This is a genomic window from Paenibacillus andongensis (genome assembly GCF_025369935.1).
Taxonomy (GTDB): domain Bacteria; phylum Bacillota; class Bacilli; order Paenibacillales; family NBRC-103111; genus Paenibacillus_E; species Paenibacillus_E andongensis.
Genome location: NZ_CP104467.1, coordinates 3,181,098 through 3,200,902 on the forward strand (window position 1 = coordinate 3,181,098; position 19,805 = coordinate 3,200,902).

A 19,805-nucleotide genomic window follows, 5' to 3' on the forward strand; every position below is an offset into this window, starting at 1 on the left:
GTCATTAGCCTCTTAGTCATTCGTGTTTAGCAAACAAATTTCGGTACGAAAGGGGAAACGTTTATGTATGTAAGGAAGTTATCCGTACCATTCCGATTTTCTCTCTCTTTTTTGCTCTGTTTCTGTCTCTTCGTCCCCCCTATTTATGCCATTGATGGTGTTCACCATGCACCCTACGGAATCGATGATCTGTACGAGATTCAAGCGACGGAGCGGAGTCCGAGAGATCCCGTTGCAGGCGACACCGTGTATATCAAAATAACAACGTGGCCCATTGAACCTGGACAAACGGCTTGGGTTACCTGGACGAAAAATGGTGTCAATCAAGCTGCTGTCGGAGCAGCTTATAAATACAACAGCGGGAACAACACTTACTGGGAAGCGAACCTTGGCACTTTTGCAAAAGGGGATGTGATCAGTTATACCGTTCATGGCAACAAGGATGGCGCGAATGAGAAGACTATCGGCCCTTTTACTTTTACAGTAACGGGATGGGAATCCGTAAGCAGTATTAGCTCCATCACGAATAACACGAACCGTGTTGTGCTGAATGCAGTGCCGAATACAGGTACATTAACGCCGAAGATCAACCTGTCCTTTACAGCGGATGATGTGCTCCGTGTTCAGGTTTCTCCAACGGGAACAGGTACGTTAAGCAGTGGACTTAGTAATTATACGGTATCGGATACTTCCTCAACCACTTGGCTTACAACCTCCAAGTTGAAGGTGAAGGTGGATAAGAATCCTTTCAAACTTAGTGTGTATAAGTCTGATGGAACGACGTTGATCGCCAGTCAATATGACAGCACCACGAATCGCAACATTGCCTGGTTAACCAATGGCAGTACCATCATCAACAAGGTAGAAGATCATTTTTATTCGCCGGCTTCAGAGGAATTTTTTGGCTTTGGCGAGCATTACAACAACTTCCGTAAACGCGGAAATGATGTAGACACCTATGTGTTCAATCAGTATAAAAATCAAAATGACCGAACCTACATGGCAATTCCTTTTATGCTTAACAGCAGCGGATATGGTATCTTCGTAAATTCCACGTATTATTCCAAATTCCGGTTGGCAACTGAACGTACCGATATGTTCAGCTTTACGGCTGATACAGGGGGTAGTGCTGCCTCAACGCTGGATTATTATTTCATTTACGGAAATGATTTGAAAAATGTGGTGAGTAACTACACTAACATTACCGGTAAGCCAACAGCGCTGCCGAAATGGGCTTTCGGGTTATGGATGTCAGCTAACGAGTGGGATCGTCAAACCAAAGTGAATACAGCCATTAATAACGCGAATACCAACAATATTCCGGCAACGGCAGTTGTGCTTGAACAGTGGAGCGATGAGAATACGTTTTACATTTTCAATGACGCTACCTATACCCCAAAAACGGGCAGCGCTGCGCATGCCTATACCGATTTTACTTTCCCGACAACAGGGAGATGGACGGATCCAAAAGCGATGGCCGACAATGTGCATAACAATGGGATGAAGTTGGTGCTCTGGCAGGTCCCGATTCAGAAATGGACTTCAACGCCTTATACCCAGAAAGATAATGATGAAGCCTATATGACAGCTCAGAATTATGCCGTTGGCAACGGTAGTGGAGGCGAGTATCGGATACCTTCAGGACAGTGGTTCGAGAACAGTTTGCTGCTTGAATTTACGAATGCGGCCGCCAAAAACTGGTGGATGTCTAAACGCGCTTATCTGTTTGATGGCGTGGGTATTGACGGCTTCAAAACAGACGGCGGTGAAATGGTATGGGGCCGCTCAAATACCTTCGCAAGCGGTAAGAAGGGCGATGAAATGCGCAATCAATACCCAAATGAGTATGTGAAAGCTTATAACGAGTATGCGCGCTCGAAGAAAGCCGATGCGGTCTCTTTCAGTCGTTCTGGTACACAAGGGGCACAGGCGAATCAGATTTTCTGGTCCGGTGACCAGGAGTCGACGTTTGGTGCTTTTCAACAAGCTGTAAATGCAGGGCTCACAGCAAGTATGTCTGGCGTTCCTTATTGGAGCTGGGATATGGCAGGCTTCACAGGTACTTATCCAACGGCGGAGTTGTACAAACGAGCTACCGAAATGGCCGCTTTTGCACCGGTTATGCAGTTTCATTCCGAGTCTAACGGCAGCTCCGGCATTAACGAGGAACGCTCGCCGTGGAACGCGCAGGCGCGTACGGGCGACAATACGATCATCAGCCATTTTGCCAAATATACGAATACACGCATGAATTTACTGCCTTACATTTATAGCGAGGCAAAGAAAGCAAGTGATACGGGCATTCCAATGATGCGTGCTATGGCGCTTGAATATGGGGCGAACACGAACACCTACGGTTTGACGCAGCAGTATATGTTCGGGGGTAATTTGCTCGTTGCTCCTGTCATGAATCAGGGAGAAACCAACAAGAGTATTTATCTCCCGCAGGGGGATTGGATCGATTTCTGGTTTGGTGCTCAGCGTCCTGGCGGTCGAACAATCAGCTACAATGCCGGCATCGATGATCTACCGGTTTTTGTGAAGTCCGGCAGCATTCTTCCGTTGAATTTAAACGCGCAATATCAGGTGGGTGGGACCATTGGCAACAGCTTGACGAGCTACACCAATCTTGCATTCCGCATTTACCCGCTAGGGACAACAACGTATGACTGGAATGATGATATCGGCGGTTCGGTGAAAACCATAACATCATCTGAGCAATATGGGTTGAATAAAGAAACAGTCACTGTTCCAGCGATTAATTCTACGAAGACGTTGCAAGTGTTTACGACTAAGCCTTCCTCTGTAACGGTAGGTGGTTCTTCGATGACAGAGTATAGCACATTAACTGCCTTAACCGGAGCATCGACAGGCTGGTACTACGACAAGGTACAGAAATTTACTTACGTCAAGCTTGCCTCGAGTGCATCTGCACAATCCGTTGTGCTAGATGGCGTCAACAAGGTGGAATATGAGGCTGAATTCGGCACGCAAAGCGGTGTTTCTACGAACACGAACCATACGGGTTATGCAGGTACTGGGTTTGTGGACGGCTTTGAGACCCTTGGAGACAATGTTACTTTTGATGTTTCTGTCAAAACAGCAGGTACGTTTGCGATGAAGGTTCGGTATTCCTCCGGTGCAGGCAATGGCTCAAGAGCCATCTATGTGAATAATACCAAAGTGACGGACCTTGCCTTACCGCAAACAACGAACTGGGATACATGGGGGACAGCTACCGTCAACGTCTCGCTGGGTGCAGGTCTTAATACGGTGAAAGTCAGCTATGATGGTACCAGTTCACTCGGTATTAATCTTGATAACATCGCGATCGTAGAGCATTAAAAGCAAGGGGAGGGTACGTCCCTCCCATATTTTCTAATCGAAAGGGAGTATCATTGATGAGTCCACCAAACAGAGAAGTTCCACGTATCCTTGCTTTTTTTACAGCGTTTACGTTGTTTGGTTCAACCCTTACCTTGCTTCCGGCTTCTCCTGCACATGCTTATGTCAGCAGCCTTGGGAATCTCATTTCTTCGAGTGTCTCCGGAGATACCTTGACACTAACCGTTGATAATGGTGCTGAGCCGAGTGATGATCTCTTGATTGTACAAGCGGTGCAAAACGGGATCTTGAAGGTGGATTATCGTCCAAATAGTATAGCGCCAAGTGCGAAGACGCCGATGCTCGATCCAAACAAAACTTGGTCAGCTGTAGGAGCTGCAATTAACACAGCAGCCAATCCAATGACCATTACAACCTCCAATATGAAGATTGAGATTACCAAGAACCCGGTACGAATGACGGTCAAAAAGGCGGACGGCACTACGCTATTCTGGGAGCCGTCCGGCGGCGGAGTATTCTCAGATGGTGTGCGTTTCGTACATGCAACAGGGGATAATATGTATGGTATCCGGAGTTTTAATGCTTTTGATAGCGGGGGCGATTTGCTTCGGAATTCGTCCAGTCATGCCGCCCATGCGGGTGAACAAGGAGATTCCGGTGGTCCGCTTATTTGGAGTACAGCGGGTTATGGATTATTAGTCGATAGCGATGGCGGTTACCCCTATACAGATAGCACAACTGGCCAGATGGAGTTTTATTATGGTGGAACCCCACCTGAGGGACGTCGTTATGCGAAACAAAACGTAGAGTATTATATTATGCTCGGAACCCCCAAGGAAATTATGACCGGCGTAGGGGAAATCACGGGGAAACCACCCATGCTGCCTAAGTGGTCGCTTGGATTCATGAACTTTGAGTGGGATACGAATCAAACAGAATTTACGAATAATGTGGATACGTATCGTGCCAAAAATATCCCCATAGATGCTTACGCCTTCGACTATGACTGGAAAAAGTACGGAGAAACCAACTATGGTGAATTCGCGTGGAATACAACTAATTTCCCTTCTGCTTCCACGACTTCTCTAAAGACAACAATGGATGCTAAAGGCATCAAAATGATTGGAATTACGAAACCCCGTATCGTTACGAAAGATGCTTCTACGAATGTGACGACCCAAGGAACGGACGCGGCAAACGGTGGTTACTTTTATTCGGGCCATAACGAGTATCAAGATTATTTCATCCCCGTAGCTGTACGCAGTATCGACCCTTATAATGCAAGCGAACGTTCCTGGTTCTGGAATCATTCCATAGATGCGCTTAATAAAGGGATCGTAGGTTGGTGGAATGACGAGACAGATAAAGTATCTTCGGGTGGAGCTTCGTATTGGTTTGGCAATTTCACAACAGGCCACATGTCTCAAACGATGTACGAAGGTCAGCGGGCTTACACGAGTGGAGCACAGCGTGTTTGGCAAACGGCTAGAACTTTCTATCCAGGTGCCCAGCGGTATGCTACTACGCTTTGGTCTGGTGATATCGGCATTCAATACAATAAAGGCGAACGGATCAACTGGGCTGCCGGGATGCAGGAGCAAAGGGCTGTTATGTTATCTTCCGTGAACAATGGCCAAGTGAAATGGGGCATGGATACCGGCGGATTCAATCAGCAGGATGGCACGACGAACAATCCGAATCCTGATTTATACGCACGTTGGATGCAGTTCAGCGCTCTAACACCTGTTTTCCGCGTGCACGGGAACAATCATCAGCAGCGTCAGCCATGGTACTTCGGATCGACAGCGGAGGAGGCCTCCAAAGAGGCGATTCAGCTGCGGTACTCTTTGATTCCTTATATGTATGCCTATGAGAGAAGTGCTTACGAGAATGGGAATGGTCTCGTTCGACCATTGATGCAGGTATATCCGACAGATGCTGCCGTCAAAAATTACACGGATGCTTGGATGTTCGGTGACTGGCTGCTTGCTGCACCTGTGGTGGATAAACAGCAGACGAGTAAAGATATCTATTTGCCGTCTGGTTCATGGATTGATTATGCGCGTGGTAACGCAATAACTGGCGGTCAAACGATCCGATATTCGGTTAATCCGGACACGTTGACAGATATGCCTCTCTTTATTAAAAAAGGTGCCATTATTCCAACGCAGAAAGTGCAGGATTACGTTGGGCAGGCTTCCGTCACTTCCGTTGATGTGGATGTGTTTCCGGATACAGCGCAATCGAGTTTCACGTACTACGATGATGATAGCGCCAGTTATAACTACGAAGGCGGTACTTATTTTAAGCAAAATATGATTGCGCAGGATAATGGTGCAGGTTCGTTAAGTTTTACATTAGGCGCAAAGAGTGGCAGCTATACGCCAGCTCTCCAATCCTATATCGTTAAGCTGCACGGTTCTGCAGGAACTTCTGTAACGAATAACAGCACAGCTATGACGTCTTATGCAAGCTTGGAAGCATTAAAAGCTGCAGCTGGGGAAGGCTGGGCAACTGGGAAGGACATCTACGGGGATGTCACCTATGTGAAAGTGACAGCAGCTGCAGCTTCTTCTAAATCGATTGCTGTTACAGGTGTTGCTGCGGTGAGCGCAACTTCTATGCAATACGAAGGTGAGGATGCATCGCTTTCTGGCAATACGGTTGCTACAAAGGCTTCCATTAACACCAATCATACCGGATATACGGGGACAGGATTTGTTGACGGTTTGGGCAATGATGGCGCGGGTGTCACTTTCTATCCAAAGGTGAAAACTGGCGGTGACTATAATGTCTCCCTGCGTTATGCGAATGCTTCAGGCTCAGCCAAGTCTGTCAGTATTTTTGTTAATGGAAAAAGAGTGAAGTCCACCTCGCTCGCTAATCTTGCGAATTGGGACACTTGGTCAACGCAATCCGAGCTACTACCGCTGACGGCAGGAGTGAATGTTGTGACCTATAAGTATTACTCCGATGCAGGCGATACGGGCAATGCCAACATTGACAACATCACGGTACCCTTCGCGCCAATCGTCGGCAAGTATGAAGCAGAGAGCGCTGAGCTTTCTGGCGGCAGCGCATTGAACTCGAACCATTGGTACTATAGTGGTACGGCTTTTGTAGACGGATTGAGTGCGGCTGGCGCGCAGGTGAAATACAACGTGAATGTCCCTAGCGCCGGGAGCTATCAGGTAGCGCTGCGATATGCAAATGGTAGTGCAGCAACGAAAACACTGAGTACTTATATCAATGGATCCAAGCTAGGGCAAACCAGTTTCACGAGTCCTGGTACGAATTGGAACGTCTGGCAGGATAATGTGCAAACGGTAACGTTAAATGCAGGGGCAAACACGATTGCTTTTAAATACGACACCGCTGACAGTGGGAACATCAACTTAGATCGCTTGCTTCTTTCAACTTCAGCAGCGGGAACGCCGGTTTCTGAGCAGAATCTGCTAGACAATCCTGGTTTCGAGCGTGACACGAGTCAAACCAATAACTGGGTTGAATGGCATCCAAGTACGCAGGCTGTTGCTTATGGCGTTGACAGCGGCTCAACAACCAATCCGCCGGAATCCCCATGGACGGGGGATAAGCGGGCTTACTTCTTTGCGGCAGGCGCCTATCAACAAAGCATCCATCAAACAATTAGTGTTCCTGTTAATAATGTAAAATACAAATTCGAAGCCTGGGTCCGCATGAAGAACACGCTACCTACGACAGCCAGAGCCGAAATTCAAAACTATGGCGGATCTGCCATTTATGCGAACATCAGTAACAGCGGTGTTTGGAAATATATCAGTGTAAGTGATATTATGGTGACCAATGGCCAGATCGATGTTGGATTTTACGTGGATTCACCTGGTGGAACGACACTACACATTGATGATGTGCGCGTGACCAAACAATAAAACAAACAACCAGCTCTCCCGTGAATGGGAGGGCTGGTTGTTTGTTCGTTGCGATAATCCATCCATGTGGAGAGGATTAAACATTTTGAAGAGCTTGCTGAACTTCTTGTACAATGGATAACGCCGCGGTGCGGGCACTAGAGAATGCGCGTTCTGCAAGCTCACCCTTACCTGTACAGCCGTCTCCGCAGAAGTAGAAAGGCACGTTTTCCACGCGTATCGGTAGTAAATTATTGGAAGCAATGTTTTTCACGCTGGATACCATCGCTTTCTTTGATACCCGTTTCACGGCTGTAGCATCACGCCAGCCTGGATAATATTTATCAAATAGGGCTTCCATTTGGAGGTTCTTTTCTTCTAGATACGCTTTACGCTGCTCCTCATTATCAAAGCGGTCGCTTAAGTATGCGATACCTTGAAGCAGCTGTCCGCCTTCGGGTACAAGTGTATGATCTGTCGCGGAAACATCACTGATGAATAGCTTGTTATCCATGTCGCTGATGTAGCTGAAAGGTCTCGCAACAACACGGCTTAACCCAACGTCATACACCATAACTTCTGTTGCGGTATTGGATTCATACGGAGCTAGGAACGGCTCCCATGCTGTACCTTTCAGAAGTTTGACGACTTGCTGAACCGGCATAGCAAAAATCACTTTGTCAAAAGCCATTTCACGGTTTTTGGTTTGCAATACAAATTTGCGATCCGCATACCGGAGGCTTTCCACGCCTTCTTGAAGAGCAATTTCCCATTTGCCGGACGTTGTCAGCTTTTGCTTAAGTTGATTCGTAATAACAGCCCAGCTTCCCAATATATAATTGACGGGCTTCGAGGAAAGGAACAAGTTGTGATAGTATTCGCTGATTACAGCTCCGGATACGTTGCGAGCATCCTCAGGCGTAATGAAGAAGTTGGAGCAAACCAAATGCTCCCATAACTCTTTAACATCCTCGTCCGCATTGGACTCTGCCAAATAATCAGCAAGAGTTGCGTAGTTTTTTAAGTTGTGAATATTCGCGATAATGGCAGTAATTTCACCGACGAATCTTACTTTTTGCATCGTGCTGAGCAGATCGGTTTTTAAGAGGTTAATAGCATCAAGCGGTGCTGCTGTTAGTTGATTATGTTTCGCATAAAAAACTTTGCGTTTATCTACTTGCTTAGAAGAAAAAGATAGTCCAAGATCACGTTCCATGTTTGTTAATGTATGACGATCAATCCCATAGATGGCATGTGCGCCATAGTTGAGTGTAAATCCTGCTTTTTCGTAAGTAAAAGCGCGTCCTCCAAGCTGCGGACTGCGTTCGAAAAGAATGCCTTCAACATGTGGATTCTCTGATAAATAAGCGGCCGCTGTTAATCCTGCCAAGCCACCGCCAATAATTGCTACTTTCATTTTGTTTTCCTCCTTGGGGACTGGTTCTACCTGTAGGGAGGCGTAGGGCTCATCGGAGCGTATACCTACCCAAAGCCAGGCTAAGTTGTTTTTCATCATGGAAAGTAAATCGGCGTCATCTTGATTGCACCAGGTGCGGACCGTTCCCGCATACATGCAAACGAGCAGTTCAATTTTTCTGGGTTCAGGAAGCCAATGCAATAAACTTTCAGAAAGTACGTTTAATTGCTGTTGTTCTTCGGTTTTTATAGTTTCATTTTGCAGGGATAAAGCTTGTAAACTCCGGACTAACCGGGGTGAAGATTGAATGTTGGACGATAAGTCTAAGAATAAGCGATTAATGTGTCCTTCAAGGGATTGGACCTTGGAGGGAGGCTGCTTCACCCATTCTTGAATCAATTGAATTTGCTTACTGTAAAGGGCTGAAATGATGGCATCTTTACTTTTAAAATAATGATAAAAAGTTCCCTTTGATGATCCCGTCGCCGCGATGATATCGTCTACGGACACATTCTCATACCCTTTTTCCATAAACATGGTTAAAGCGACTTCCATCATCACATCACGCTTTTTGCGGGTGGAGGCTCTCATGAATTGGCTCATCCGCTCACTCCATTCCAACCATCGATTTACTCCTATTATATGCAAAAATAGACTTTCAGTCTACATTTTAATTGACCACCCGCATAAAATTAGAAGAAGGAAAAAATAATCTAAACCATTGTTTCCCGTGTGATGTCGATATCTGCGGTCTATACTTCAGAATAGAACCACATGAGAGGATGAAATTAACACTTGAAAAATGAAGATTTAGGATGGAATTCTTTTTTTGAAAAAGCATTCGCACCTTACCGAAACGAAGGATACCAGGTTGGACGGGTTTCCTTGGAACATAAACATATGTACCGCGTTCAGACGGAAGTCGGGGAAGCGCTAGCGGAGGTATCGGGTAAAATGCGGCATCTTGCTTTTCGTCGCGAGGACTATCCTGCTGTAGGTGATTGGGTCGTGCTGTCCATAAGGGGAGAAGAACAGCGAGCAACGATTCATGCTGTATTGCCGCGCAAAAGTAAGTTTTCCCGTAAAGTCGCCGGTCAAGTCACCGAAGAACAAATTGTCGCCTCGAATGTTGATACCGTTTTTTTATTCACAGCGCTAAATCTAGATTTTAATGTACGCCGTATTGAGCGTTATATGGTGTTAGCTTGGGAGAGCGGAGCAAATCCGGTTATTGTTTTAAGTAAAGCAGATTTATGTGAGGATCCGGAGGCGCTGGCCGCTGAGGTCGCGGCTGTTGCGGTGGGTGTGCCCATTCATATTATCAGCTCAGCTGAAAATCGCGGACTAAATGAGCTTGCTGCTTATATTACACCAGGCCAAACAGTCGCGCTTCTCGGCTCGTCCGGTGTTGGCAAATCCACCTTAGTGAATCGCATCTATGGGAAGGATATTCTGGAAACAGGGGATATTCGTTCGGGGGATGACAAAGGGAAGCATACGACGACCCACCGCGAGCTCATCACGCTTCCTGGAGGAGGCATATTAATTGATACGCCAGGTATGCGTGAACTCCAGCTGTGGGACGTTTCGGAGGGTCTAAGTACGTCATTTCAAGATATCGAAGAGCTAGCAGAAATGTGCTACTTTCAAGATTGCAAACATGAGAATGAACCAAAATGCGCTGTGAATCATGCGCTAGATGAAGGAACTTTGGCCGTTGAACGATTTAATAACTATATAAAATTACAAAAGGAACTCGCTTATTTGGCGCGCAAAGAAGATAAAGGGCTTCAAGCAGCCGAGAAAGCCAAATGGAAAAAGCTGCGGCAGTCATTAAAAAGTCAGCATAATCGTTAAATTTTTCCGTAGTGAGATAAGCCCAAATATGTTCTCGAAGTAGCCTTTTGCCTATAGCTGAATATGCTGTTGGTAAAAAGGAGTGTAATGAGCCTATGAAATATCAAGAAGCACATGAGATATGTATAAAACATATGTTTCGTTATGTGAGCGTCACGATGACTAGTGGTTCGGTTTATGACGGTATTGTGGAAGGTGTGGATGATGAAAATCTATACTTAGCCGTTCCGATTGGCGGGATGGACCAAGACCAAATGAGAGCTTTCTTCCCCTTTGCCTATCCGTACCCTTACTTCGGAGGCTATCCTTACCTGTATCCGGGGTTTGGCTTTCCAAGACGGCGTTTTGTAAGACAAATCCTGCCACTAGCGGGATTGCTAGCCCTATCTTTACTCCCTTATTATTAATAGAATGAAGCCAATTCAATCAAGAAACATCTTACAGTCAATGAGGTGTTTCTTTTTTTTGCAATTATTCCATTTAAAATTGTAGTTTGGATTGGATTTTTTCGCTCTTATCCGATAAAATTAAATATAGTAGTTTCACGAAAGTGGGGGACAAGCCGAACAATGAGTGATTGTATATTCTGTAAAATTATTGCGGGGGAACTTCCCTCAAAGAAAGTGTATGAGGATGAGCAGATTGTTGCTTTCCATGATATTCAGCCAGCTTCTCCCATTCATGTCCTTATTATTCCTAAGAAGCATATTGCTTCGCTTGCCGATGCGGGAGAAGAGGATTGGAACATGATCGGTCAAATACAGCGTGCGGCTGCACAAATTGCTAGAGAACTAGACGTAGAAGAATCAGGTTATCGGGTTATTACGAATATTGGAGCTAACGCGGGCCAAATTGTTCACCATCTTCATTATCATCTTATGGCTGGAGCGCGTTTATCGCCATTAGGCGTACACAATTGAGCTTCCTTTCTCGAAACGAAAGGTTTGCGATTGACACCCTAATTACTATGACCTATAATGAGATTTGATGAACCGTTTTGTCTTAGATGGTCTGTTCGGAGGGAGGGAAAACTGTTGTCAGAAACTCGAGTTCGTAAGAACGAAACTATAGATGCTGCACTTCGTCGCTTTAAGCGTTCCATCGCTAAGGATGGCATTCTTGCAGAAGTTAAAAAACGTAAACATTATGACAAGCCTAGCGTTAAGCGTAAGCTTAAATCTGAGGCTGCTCGTAAGAGAAAGTTCTAGGAGGCAACATGAGCTTAAGCGATCGATTGAACGAAGATATGAAGCAAGCGATGAAGAGTCAGGACAAGTTCAAACTCTCCGTAATTCGAATGGTAAGATCTACCATTAAGAATTCAGAGATTGATCTGAAAAGAGCCTTAGATGACAATGAAGTGCTTGACGTTCTAACTCGTGAAATCAAACAGCGTAAGGATTCCCTCCAAGAATTTACGAAGGCCGGCAGAGATGATTTGGCCGAGAGCCTGAAGGCAGAACTTGTTATTCTAGCTGAGTACATGCCGCAACAGCTTTCTGAGGAAGAAGTGAAAGCCATTGTACAGCAGACCATCCAGCAAATTGGTGCTTCTTCCAAAGCGGATATGGGCAAAGTGATGACGGCATTGATGCCTCAGGTCAAAGGACGCGCTGATGGTAAACTTATCAATCAGCTAGTTCAACAATTATTAGGTTAATAACAATTATGTTAGACAAGACCGAGTGGGCCAAGTCCTCTCGGTTTTTTGTTAACATAAGTTGTGATTGTGGTTGTGGTAAGCCTGCAATTGTACAGGCTTTTTTCTTCGAGTAGCTCAGATTCGTACATTCCTGCAATTGTGCAGGCATTTACGGTCTTTTTTTATTTTTAGGATAGAAAAGCAATAAATTCCTGCATAATCGCAGATTTTTCCTCATTTCAATCGATTTTAGCAAAAATACCTGCACTCTTGCAGTTATTGAGTGCCGTTGAATAATCGTTCTCCTCGTACGAACAGCGCGTTGAACCCCAAATCCATCCATCCCTTCCTGTACACAAAGGAATAAGTTTTCACCAAGCACCTGAGGTAGAGCCTGAGGTTTTTTCTAGTTGTCTTTAACAAAAACGAAACAGTTGGTGTGTTGCAACGTACATATTAGTGATAAGGAAGATTCAGGGAAAGGAGTGAAAGATGATGTTTGTAGAACACTTATCTGCCTTTCTGACTCATCCCGTTACAGCGACGGTATTATTGGTGGTTGGGATCATTGGAATCGCATTGGAGCTTCTTTTTTTCAGCAGCGGATTGCTCGCCTTAGCGGGGGTAGCTGGTTTTGCATTATATTTTCTTGGGTTTTATTTAGCCGGGTTTGCTGGTTTTGGTGACATGGCTATTTTCGGAATCGGGTTACTTCTTCTTATTCTAGAATTGGTCGTTCCGAGTTTTGGGATTCTAAGTGTGTTAGGTGCAATTTGTCTCTTTGGCGGGGTTCTGATGGCTTCTTCAGATCCGACGCAAGCAGCGATAATGCTGGGCATCGCGTTATTGTTGGCAATCGTTGCGATTTCCTTCGCGATCAAGACCTTTAAGCACCGCGGTATTTGGAACCGTTTTATTCTGAAGGAGCAGCTAACGACGAACAAAGGATTTACATCAAGCCCAGATCGATCCTATTTGATTGGAATGACGGGAGAAGCGATTACTCCGCTGCGCCCGGCTGGGACTGCAATTATTCATGGAGAGCGCGTAGATGTAGTGACGAATGGCAGCTTTATTGCCACTGGAAGGAATATAGTCGTTTTGGAAGTAGAAGGAGTTCGCGTTGTCGTACGAGAAGTTGATACCAATAATGCGGAGAGACTTTGAGCTACGCTCAAAGATCCCAAAGCGGAGAGACTTTGAGCTACGCTCAAAGATCCCTATATTAGGAGGAACATCAATGAATATAGAACCAGGATTATATTTGGTGTTGGTTGCGGCTATCATTATTATTGCGCTTTCGGTATTGTTGAGTGTTGTCCCTGTCATGCTTTGGATTTCGGCACTTGCTTCCGGAGTGAGAATTAGCATTATTACTTTAATTGCCATGAGGCTTCGCCGCGTGACTCCGAGTAGAATCGTGAATCCGATGATTAAGGCTACTAAAGCGGGTATTGATCTAAGTGTCAATCAGCTAGAAAGCCACTTTCTTGCAGGCGGTAACGTTGATCGGGTTGTCAATGCTTTAATTGCTGCTCACCGCGCGAAGATTCACTTGGAGTTTGAGCGTGCAGCGGCTATTGATCTCGCAGGACGCGATGTGTTGTTAGCCGTTCAAATGAGTGTAAATCCACGAGTCATTGAAACACCTAATGTTTCAGCAGTGGCTAAGAACGGCATTGAGGTAAAGGTTATTGCCAGGGTTACGGTTCGAGCCAACATTGACCGGCTTGTAGGGGGCGCGGGCGAGGAAACGATTATCGCACGTGTAGGTGAAGGGATTGTTACTACAGTTGGTTCCAGTGACTCTCACAAAGATGTTTTAGAAAATCCGGATTTGATTTCTCGAACGGTTCTGGGTAAAGGGTTAGATGCCGGAACAGCTTTTGAAATATTATCGATTGATATCGCGGATGTGGATGTAGGTAAAAACATTGGCGCCCATTTGCAAACGGAGCAGGCAGAAGCCGATAAGCGAATCGCGCAGGCTAAAGCCGAGGAAAGACGTGCGATGGCCGTTGCTGCCGAGCAAGAAATGAAAGCCAGAGTAGTAGAAATGCGTGCGAAGGTAGTCGAATCGGAGTCACAGGTGCCGCTTGCGATGGCTGAAGCACTTCGAAATGGCAAACTAGGTGTCATGGACTATATGAATCTAAAAAATATTGATGCAGATACACAAATGCGTTCTTCACTTGGCAAAATAAATGATGGTAAGAGTGAGAAAGAATAGTAGTTTTGAAGAGGTGATCAGTTGGAACAGCTCATTGGAATTGTGTTGAAGAACTGGTATCTGGTTATTATTGTATTCGCCATTTTTTATCAAATTCGAAACAAGAGCCGGCGAGTGAATCAGGAAACCAAGGCGAGGCCGGGAATGCCATCCTTTGGAGATACTCCTAATGGCTCTGCGAGACCAGTAGAAGCGAAGAAATCGGACCGAAAAGGGTTTGGATCAACCTTGCAATCGGGACGCATGCAAGACGAGTATGGTCGTCCTAACAAAGCTAAGGCAGTCTCCACAGTGCCCGCTCAGAAAGCTTCTCCATTTGGCTCGCCTTCACAGATTATTACTGAAAACTCGTCTGTCTATACAGATGCGATTTCAACACAGAGTCCGTTTCCAGAACATCCGAACCAAGATCAGCTCCTGCAAGGAATTGTATGGGCTGAAATTCTCGGACCGCCTAGGTCGAAGAAGCCTTATCGCAGATAATAGTATAAGAACGCCCTCTCGATGAATCGAGAGGGCGTTCTTTGCTTTGCAGGTTTTTCACATAAAACCGGCTCTCTCCGCATAATTTGGTAGAAAGTCTCTGCGTTTTTTCTGTATAACATGATCATCTAGTTAGAGGGGGTACTCCCAGCTATGCGTCGCTTGACCCGCAAATGGAATCAGTTCACGGCCAAAATCCTTGATCTACCTCAGGATGTGGTGCAGGACTTGCCGCGAATTACGATGATCGGCAACGTACAGCTTTATGTAGAGAATCATCGGGGTGTACTACATTTCTCAAGTGAAAACTTGAAGCTCGAACTTACGAAAGGGACGCTAGAAGTATTCGGGAAGCAATTAGTTATTCGAGCGATTCTTTCAGAAGAAGTGTTTATTGAAGGCTTGATCGATCATGTGAAATATGAACCATAGATGAAAGAATGGACTGAGAACAGGAGGCTGAGTCATGAAACAATCCCTTTTCATTGCTCGTTTGCGAGGTTATGTGCGCATTCAAATACGAGGTGAAGGTTGTGAAAGATTAATTAATCCCATGATGGAGAAGGGTTTCTCCATATGGGATATTCAAGCTGGAGATGCGGGGAAGCTTGAGCTTTTTATCCTGATCAAAGACTTTTTCAGACTTAGACCGCTCCTGAAACGGACAGGCTGCCGGGTGCACGTGACGGAAAGGCACGGGCTGCCTTTTTTTATGGACAGACTGGGTCATAGAAAGGTTTTTTTTGCAGGAATGGCTGCTTTCATCATAGGTCTATACTTATTGACTTCGCTCGTATGGCAAGTTAGTGTGGAAGGGAATGATCGTATTTCGGAGTCGGAGATTCTGCAAGCAGCATCCAAACAGGGCATACATACGTTCCAATGGAAGTTTAAGTTGAAGAAAGCAGAAGAATTATCGCGCGAGATTCAAGGGATGCTGCCGAATGCGGCTTGGGTTGGTGTCGAAATTCGAGGTACCCATATCACGATTAAGGTTGTCGAGGCAACGATTCCTGATAAGGGACCGCTTATGAATCCACGAAATTTGGTTGCTTCCAAAAACGCGCTCGTTACTGAGATTTTATCAGTAAAAGGCAAACCCCTGGTGAAGCCGAATACGTATGTGCGAAAAGGGGACGTGCTTATCTCGGGAACCATTGGCGATGAACAAAATAGTCAAGTGGTGGTTGCAAGTGGTAAAGTAAAGGGTATCGTTTGGTATACCTCCCGAATCGAAACTCCGCTAACAAAAACATATAGCGTATATTCAGGTGAAGTTACGACTCGCAATTATCTTGTATTTGGGACAAGAGCACTGCAAGTAAGCGGTTATGGCAAGCAGAAATTCGAGCATTTCGAAACGATTCCTGAGCGTAAAACACTGGCTTGGCGGACTTTTTCACTTCCCCTCGGTTGGCTACATGAGAAGGTGATGGAGGTTCATATTGTCGAGGAACCTATCGATCCAGCGATTGCTAAAAAGGCAGGTTTAGAGCAGGCTAGAGCTAAATTACTTGGAACCGAAGGAGCAGATGCTAGAATTGTCGGCGAAAAAATTTTGCATGAAAAAACAGAGAATGGTAAAATTTATATAGACGTGCATTTTGAAGTCGAAGAAAATATCGCCGAAGAACAACCAATTGTGATACGAGGAGAATGAGGCCTGTTGGTAGAATACGCGCAATCTGTGAAAATTACATTAAAAAATCCGGTTGAAGGACTAGCCTTGTTTGGACCGCAGGACAAGTTTCTGCATGTCATCGAACGGGAGATTCCTGCACAAATTTATACGCGTGAAGCCGAAATTACAATACAAGGGGCTGCTGCGGAAGTGAACTCACTTCAGCAGCTTTTTGAGGTTCTCCTGCAGTTAATCCGTAATAATTATACGTTGACAGAGCGGGATGTTTTGTATGCGGTTGAACTTGCGAAGCAAATGAAAACCGACCAATTGCTTGATTTGTTCAAAGGTGAGATTACAACAACACATAAGGGTAAGCCTATACGTGTCAAAACGATCGGACAACGGAAATATGTCGAGACGATTAAGAAGAAAGATATCGTGTTCGGCATTGGACCCGCAGGTACAGGTAAAACCTATTTAGCTGTTGTGCTTGCCGTGACGAGGCTTAAAGAAGGGGCTGTCAAAAGGATTGTATTAACACGACCTGCTGTTGAGGCTGGAGAAAGTCTGGGCTTTCTGCCGGGGGACTTGCAGGAAAAAGTTGACCCCTATTTACGCCCATTGTATGATGCTCTTAATGATGTCCTGGGACCTGAGCAGGTAGCCAAATCCTTAGAACGAGGACTTATTGAGATTGCACCACTGGCTTATATGCGCGGGAGAACGTTAGACGATTCTTTCATCATTCTGGATGAAGCCCAAAATACAACGCCAGAACAAATGAAAATGTTTCTGACAAGACTTGGGTTCGGTTCCAAAATGGTGATTACCGGGGATGTTACCCAAATTGATTTACCGCGTGGCAAATCGTCTGGTCTCGTAGAAGCAAACCGCATTCTCAGTGGTATCGAGGAACTTGGTTTTATTTATTTTGATGAGCAGGATGTGGTTCGACATTCACTTGTTCAGAAAATCATTGTTGCGTACAATGCTGAAAATGATAAGTAACTGAGCAAGGTTGTTAGGTAGAGAGGAATGACCTTCCGTGAAGAAAAATGAAGTGCAAATGAAAGGTAAATTTCATTACCAGCTGAACGGATGGAAATACAGTGCAGGTATACGGGTACTGTTGTTTCTCTTGCTGGCTTTAATTTTTTATATGTCCCTTTACGTCAAGCTTGTGCCTCAAGTTTATGATATTGTGTTAGGAACGACGAGTGAAAAAACCATTTATGCACCTAGACAAATTGAAAATGCAATTGCTACTGAACAAGCGAAAGAAGACGCTGCTAAGCGTGTCCAACCCGTTTTTCGCATTGTGAATCTCAAAAATGATACGCTTATTGATGTTATTTACGATAAATTATTGCAAATCAATGCGGATGAAGAAGTGAAATTCGATGACAAGGTTAGCATTTATCGCCGAGTTATTCCACAGCTAATCAGCGATACACAAAATCAATCTATCAAATCACTTCGTATCAGCGGTCAATATAACGATCTATTGCTTGAGCAGATTGGGCAGGGGCTTGCCGAACAGAATTACCCGCTGCCGGAGGAAACTTATTTTAAGCTTCCAAGGTTGACCAAGGATGATCTAGCGGCTATGCGTCCTGTGACGAAAGACATCGTTATCAAATTGATGAATGATCAAATCTTGGATGCACAGACGGCCAGAGCTAAAGTTGCTGAGCTTGTGAATACATCGAACTTGACGAAGAATACATCCCGTGAAATGGTTACCGAAATCTCTAGAGCCCTCATAACGCCGAATAAATTTTTTGATCAAAAAGGTACCGAGGATGCCAAAGGTCAAGCTAGAGAGAGCGTGAAACCGGTATACATCAATAAGAATGAAGTTCTCGTTAAAGTTGGGGATGTCATAACGGAAGAGATATACGCCAGGTTGGATAAACTAGAGCTTTTGAAGGACAAAGCGAATTATTTGCCGCAATTAGGGCTCAGTATTCTTTCGGCACTATTGTCATTCGCCATTTATATGTTTGTCCGCCAAAGCGTATTGCCGATCAAATATAATAATTCTCAGCTCGTGATGCTTATTCTTATATTTCTTATCAATGTTATTGGAATGAAATTGATCTCTCTCGTACAAAATCTAGATTATCCTTATATTGGTTATCTGGCTCCGACCGCCTTAGGAAGTATCCTGATAGCCATTTTATTGGATGCTCCACTAGCGTTCATTGCATCGGTCTTATTCTCCTTAATGGCTAGTATTATCTTTAACACGGAGCATGTGCTGCTTTTTGACTATCGTTTCGGATTAGTTAGCTTGGCTATTTGCTTTAGTGCCGTGTTTACGATTCAAAGGGCAAGCCAACGGGCTACCATTCTGAAAGCAGGTCTAATGATTGCCTTCTTCTCCATGCTAACGATTGCATCGATGCTGTTGATGGAAGATCATTTTCAGAAGAAAGAAGCCCTTCTATCGCTTTCTTTCGCGGCTGCCGGCGGATTATTAACAGTTGTGTTCGTCATTGGGCTGCTGCCTTTTTTTGAGGTTGCGTTCGGTATTTTATCACCGCTCAAATTGGTGGAGCTCTCAAATCCGAATCATCCTTTATTGCGCAAGCTGCTTACGGAGACACCGGGAACTTATCATCACAGTGTCATGGTGGGTAATTTGTCGGAGGCCGCGGCTGAATCTATCGGAGCCGACGGGCTGCTGTGCCGAGTTGGTTCTTATTATCATGATATTGGCAAGACGAAGCGCCCAAGCTACTTTATTGAAAATCAAACGAATATCGAGAATCCACATGATCGAATTGATCCCAATTTAAGTAAATCCATCATCATTGCGCACCCTCGTGATGGTGTTGAAATGCTGAAGGATTTCAAAATGCCTAAGCCGCTTCGAGACATTGCCGAACAGCATCATGGGACGACACTTCTGCATTATTTCTATCATAAAGCGGTGAAACAAGCTGAAGATGAGGGCAGTGAGAAAGAAATCCGCGAAGAAGATTTTCGCTACCCAGGGCCCAAAGCACAATCCAAAGAAGCAGCAATTGTGGGTATAGCGGATAGTGTGGAGGCTGCTGTTCGATCACTGCGTAATCCGACATTGGAACAAATCGATTCGATGGTGCACAAAATTATTAAGTCCCGATTGGACGACGGCCAATTTAATGAGTGCGATCTCACGCTCAAAGAACTCGATAAGATTGCGAAAACATTAAACGAAACCCTGTTAGGAATCTTTCACTCAAGGATAGAATATCCAAGTGAACTTGCTCCCAAGAAGTCAGGTGCATGAGAATATCGACGACAAATTAAAGGAGGGTACATAATGGCAA

At 45.0% G+C, this 19,805-nt stretch carries 15 protein-coding genes; 14 read left to right on the top strand and 1 reads right to left on the bottom strand.

Annotated elements, in window-relative coordinates:
* Nucleotides 1-63 precede the first annotated feature (63 nt).
* Both NYR53_RS13885 and NYR53_RS13890 read left to right on the top strand, forming a co-directional pair.
* Nucleotides 64-3,345 carry a TIM-barrel domain-containing protein gene (locus NYR53_RS13885; RefSeq protein WP_261305718.1) on the top strand — a complete coding sequence of 1,094 codons (3,282 nt, stop codon included), beginning with the start codon at nt 64-66 and terminating at the stop codon, nt 3,343-3,345.
* A 56-nt stretch (nt 3,346-3,401) separates the two neighbouring features.
* Nucleotides 3,402-7,256 (top strand): TIM-barrel domain-containing protein, encoded by a 3,855-nt coding sequence (locus tag NYR53_RS13890; protein ID WP_261305719.1) that lies wholly within the window; start codon nt 3,402-3,404, stop codon nt 7,254-7,256.
* A 76-nt stretch (nt 7,257-7,332) separates the two neighbouring features.
* On the opposite strand, the gene NYR53_RS13895 is transcribed toward NYR53_RS13890, so the two are convergent.
* Nucleotides 7,333-9,255 carry an FAD-dependent oxidoreductase gene (locus NYR53_RS13895; protein WP_261305720.1) on the bottom strand — a complete coding sequence of 641 codons (1,923 nt, stop codon included), beginning with the start codon at nt 9,253-9,255 and terminating at the stop codon, nt 7,333-7,335.
* Between the two features lie 192 nt (nt 9,256-9,447).
* Between NYR53_RS13895 and rsgA the strand changes: the two genes are divergently transcribed.
* From rsgA to NYR53_RS13955, 12 genes are all read left to right on the top strand, one after another.
* The gene (rsgA, locus tag NYR53_RS13900; RefSeq protein WP_261305721.1) at nt 9,448-10,509 is read left to right on the top strand and encodes a ribosome small subunit-dependent GTPase A; all 1,062 of its coding nucleotides are present in this window, start codon (nt 9,448-9,450) and stop codon (nt 10,507-10,509) included.
* 95 nt (nt 10,510-10,604) lie between these two features.
* Nucleotides 10,605-10,916, top strand: coding sequence for a hypothetical protein (locus NYR53_RS13905; protein WP_261305722.1), 312 nt, complete (start codon nt 10,605-10,607; stop codon nt 10,914-10,916).
* A gap of 162 nt (nt 10,917-11,078) precedes the next feature.
* A complete protein-coding gene (locus NYR53_RS13910) occupies nt 11,079-11,429 on the top strand; it encodes a histidine triad nucleotide-binding protein (RefSeq protein WP_261305723.1) in 351 nt (116 codons plus the stop codon).
* Nucleotides 11,430-11,543: 114 nt separating this feature from the next.
* Nucleotides 11,544-11,717, top strand: coding sequence for a 30S ribosomal protein S21 (gene rpsU / locus NYR53_RS13915; protein WP_029195880.1), 174 nt, complete (start codon nt 11,544-11,546; stop codon nt 11,715-11,717).
* An 8-nt stretch (nt 11,718-11,725) separates the two neighbouring features.
* Nucleotides 11,726-12,169, top strand: a complete 444-nt coding sequence (locus NYR53_RS13920; protein ID WP_029195881.1) for a GatB/YqeY domain-containing protein — start codon at nt 11,726-11,728, stop codon at nt 12,167-12,169.
* Nucleotides 12,170-12,643: 474 nt separating this feature from the next.
* Nucleotides 12,644-13,318 (top strand): NfeD family protein, encoded by a 675-nt coding sequence (locus NYR53_RS13925; protein ID WP_261305724.1) that lies wholly within the window; start codon nt 12,644-12,646, stop codon nt 13,316-13,318.
* A gap of 73 nt (nt 13,319-13,391) precedes the next feature.
* Nucleotides 13,392-14,381, top strand: a complete 990-nt coding sequence (floA, locus tag NYR53_RS13930; RefSeq protein WP_290428995.1) for a flotillin-like protein FloA — start codon at nt 13,392-13,394, stop codon at nt 14,379-14,381.
* A gap of 21 nt (nt 14,382-14,402) precedes the next feature.
* Nucleotides 14,403-14,864, top strand: a complete 462-nt coding sequence (locus NYR53_RS13935; protein WP_261305725.1) for a YqfB family membrane protein — start codon at nt 14,403-14,405, stop codon at nt 14,862-14,864.
* 153 nt (nt 14,865-15,017) lie between these two features.
* On the top strand, nt 15,018-15,296 hold the full coding sequence (gene yqfC, locus NYR53_RS13940; protein WP_029195884.1) for a sporulation protein YqfC: 279 nt from the start codon (nt 15,018-15,020) through the stop codon (nt 15,294-15,296).
* A gap of 34 nt (nt 15,297-15,330) precedes the next feature.
* A complete protein-coding gene (gene yqfD, locus NYR53_RS13945; protein WP_261305726.1) occupies nt 15,331-16,524 on the top strand; it encodes a sporulation protein YqfD in 1,194 nt (397 codons plus the stop codon).
* A gap of 27 nt (nt 16,525-16,551) precedes the next feature.
* Nucleotides 16,552-17,496 (top strand): PhoH family protein, encoded by a 945-nt coding sequence (locus NYR53_RS13950; protein ID WP_437180149.1) that lies wholly within the window; start codon nt 16,552-16,554, stop codon nt 17,494-17,496.
* Between the two features lie 58 nt (nt 17,497-17,554).
* Nucleotides 17,555-19,765, top strand: a complete 2,211-nt coding sequence (locus tag NYR53_RS13955; RefSeq protein WP_261306365.1) for an HD family phosphohydrolase — start codon at nt 17,555-17,557, stop codon at nt 19,763-19,765.
* Nucleotides 19,766-19,805 lie beyond the last annotated feature (40 nt).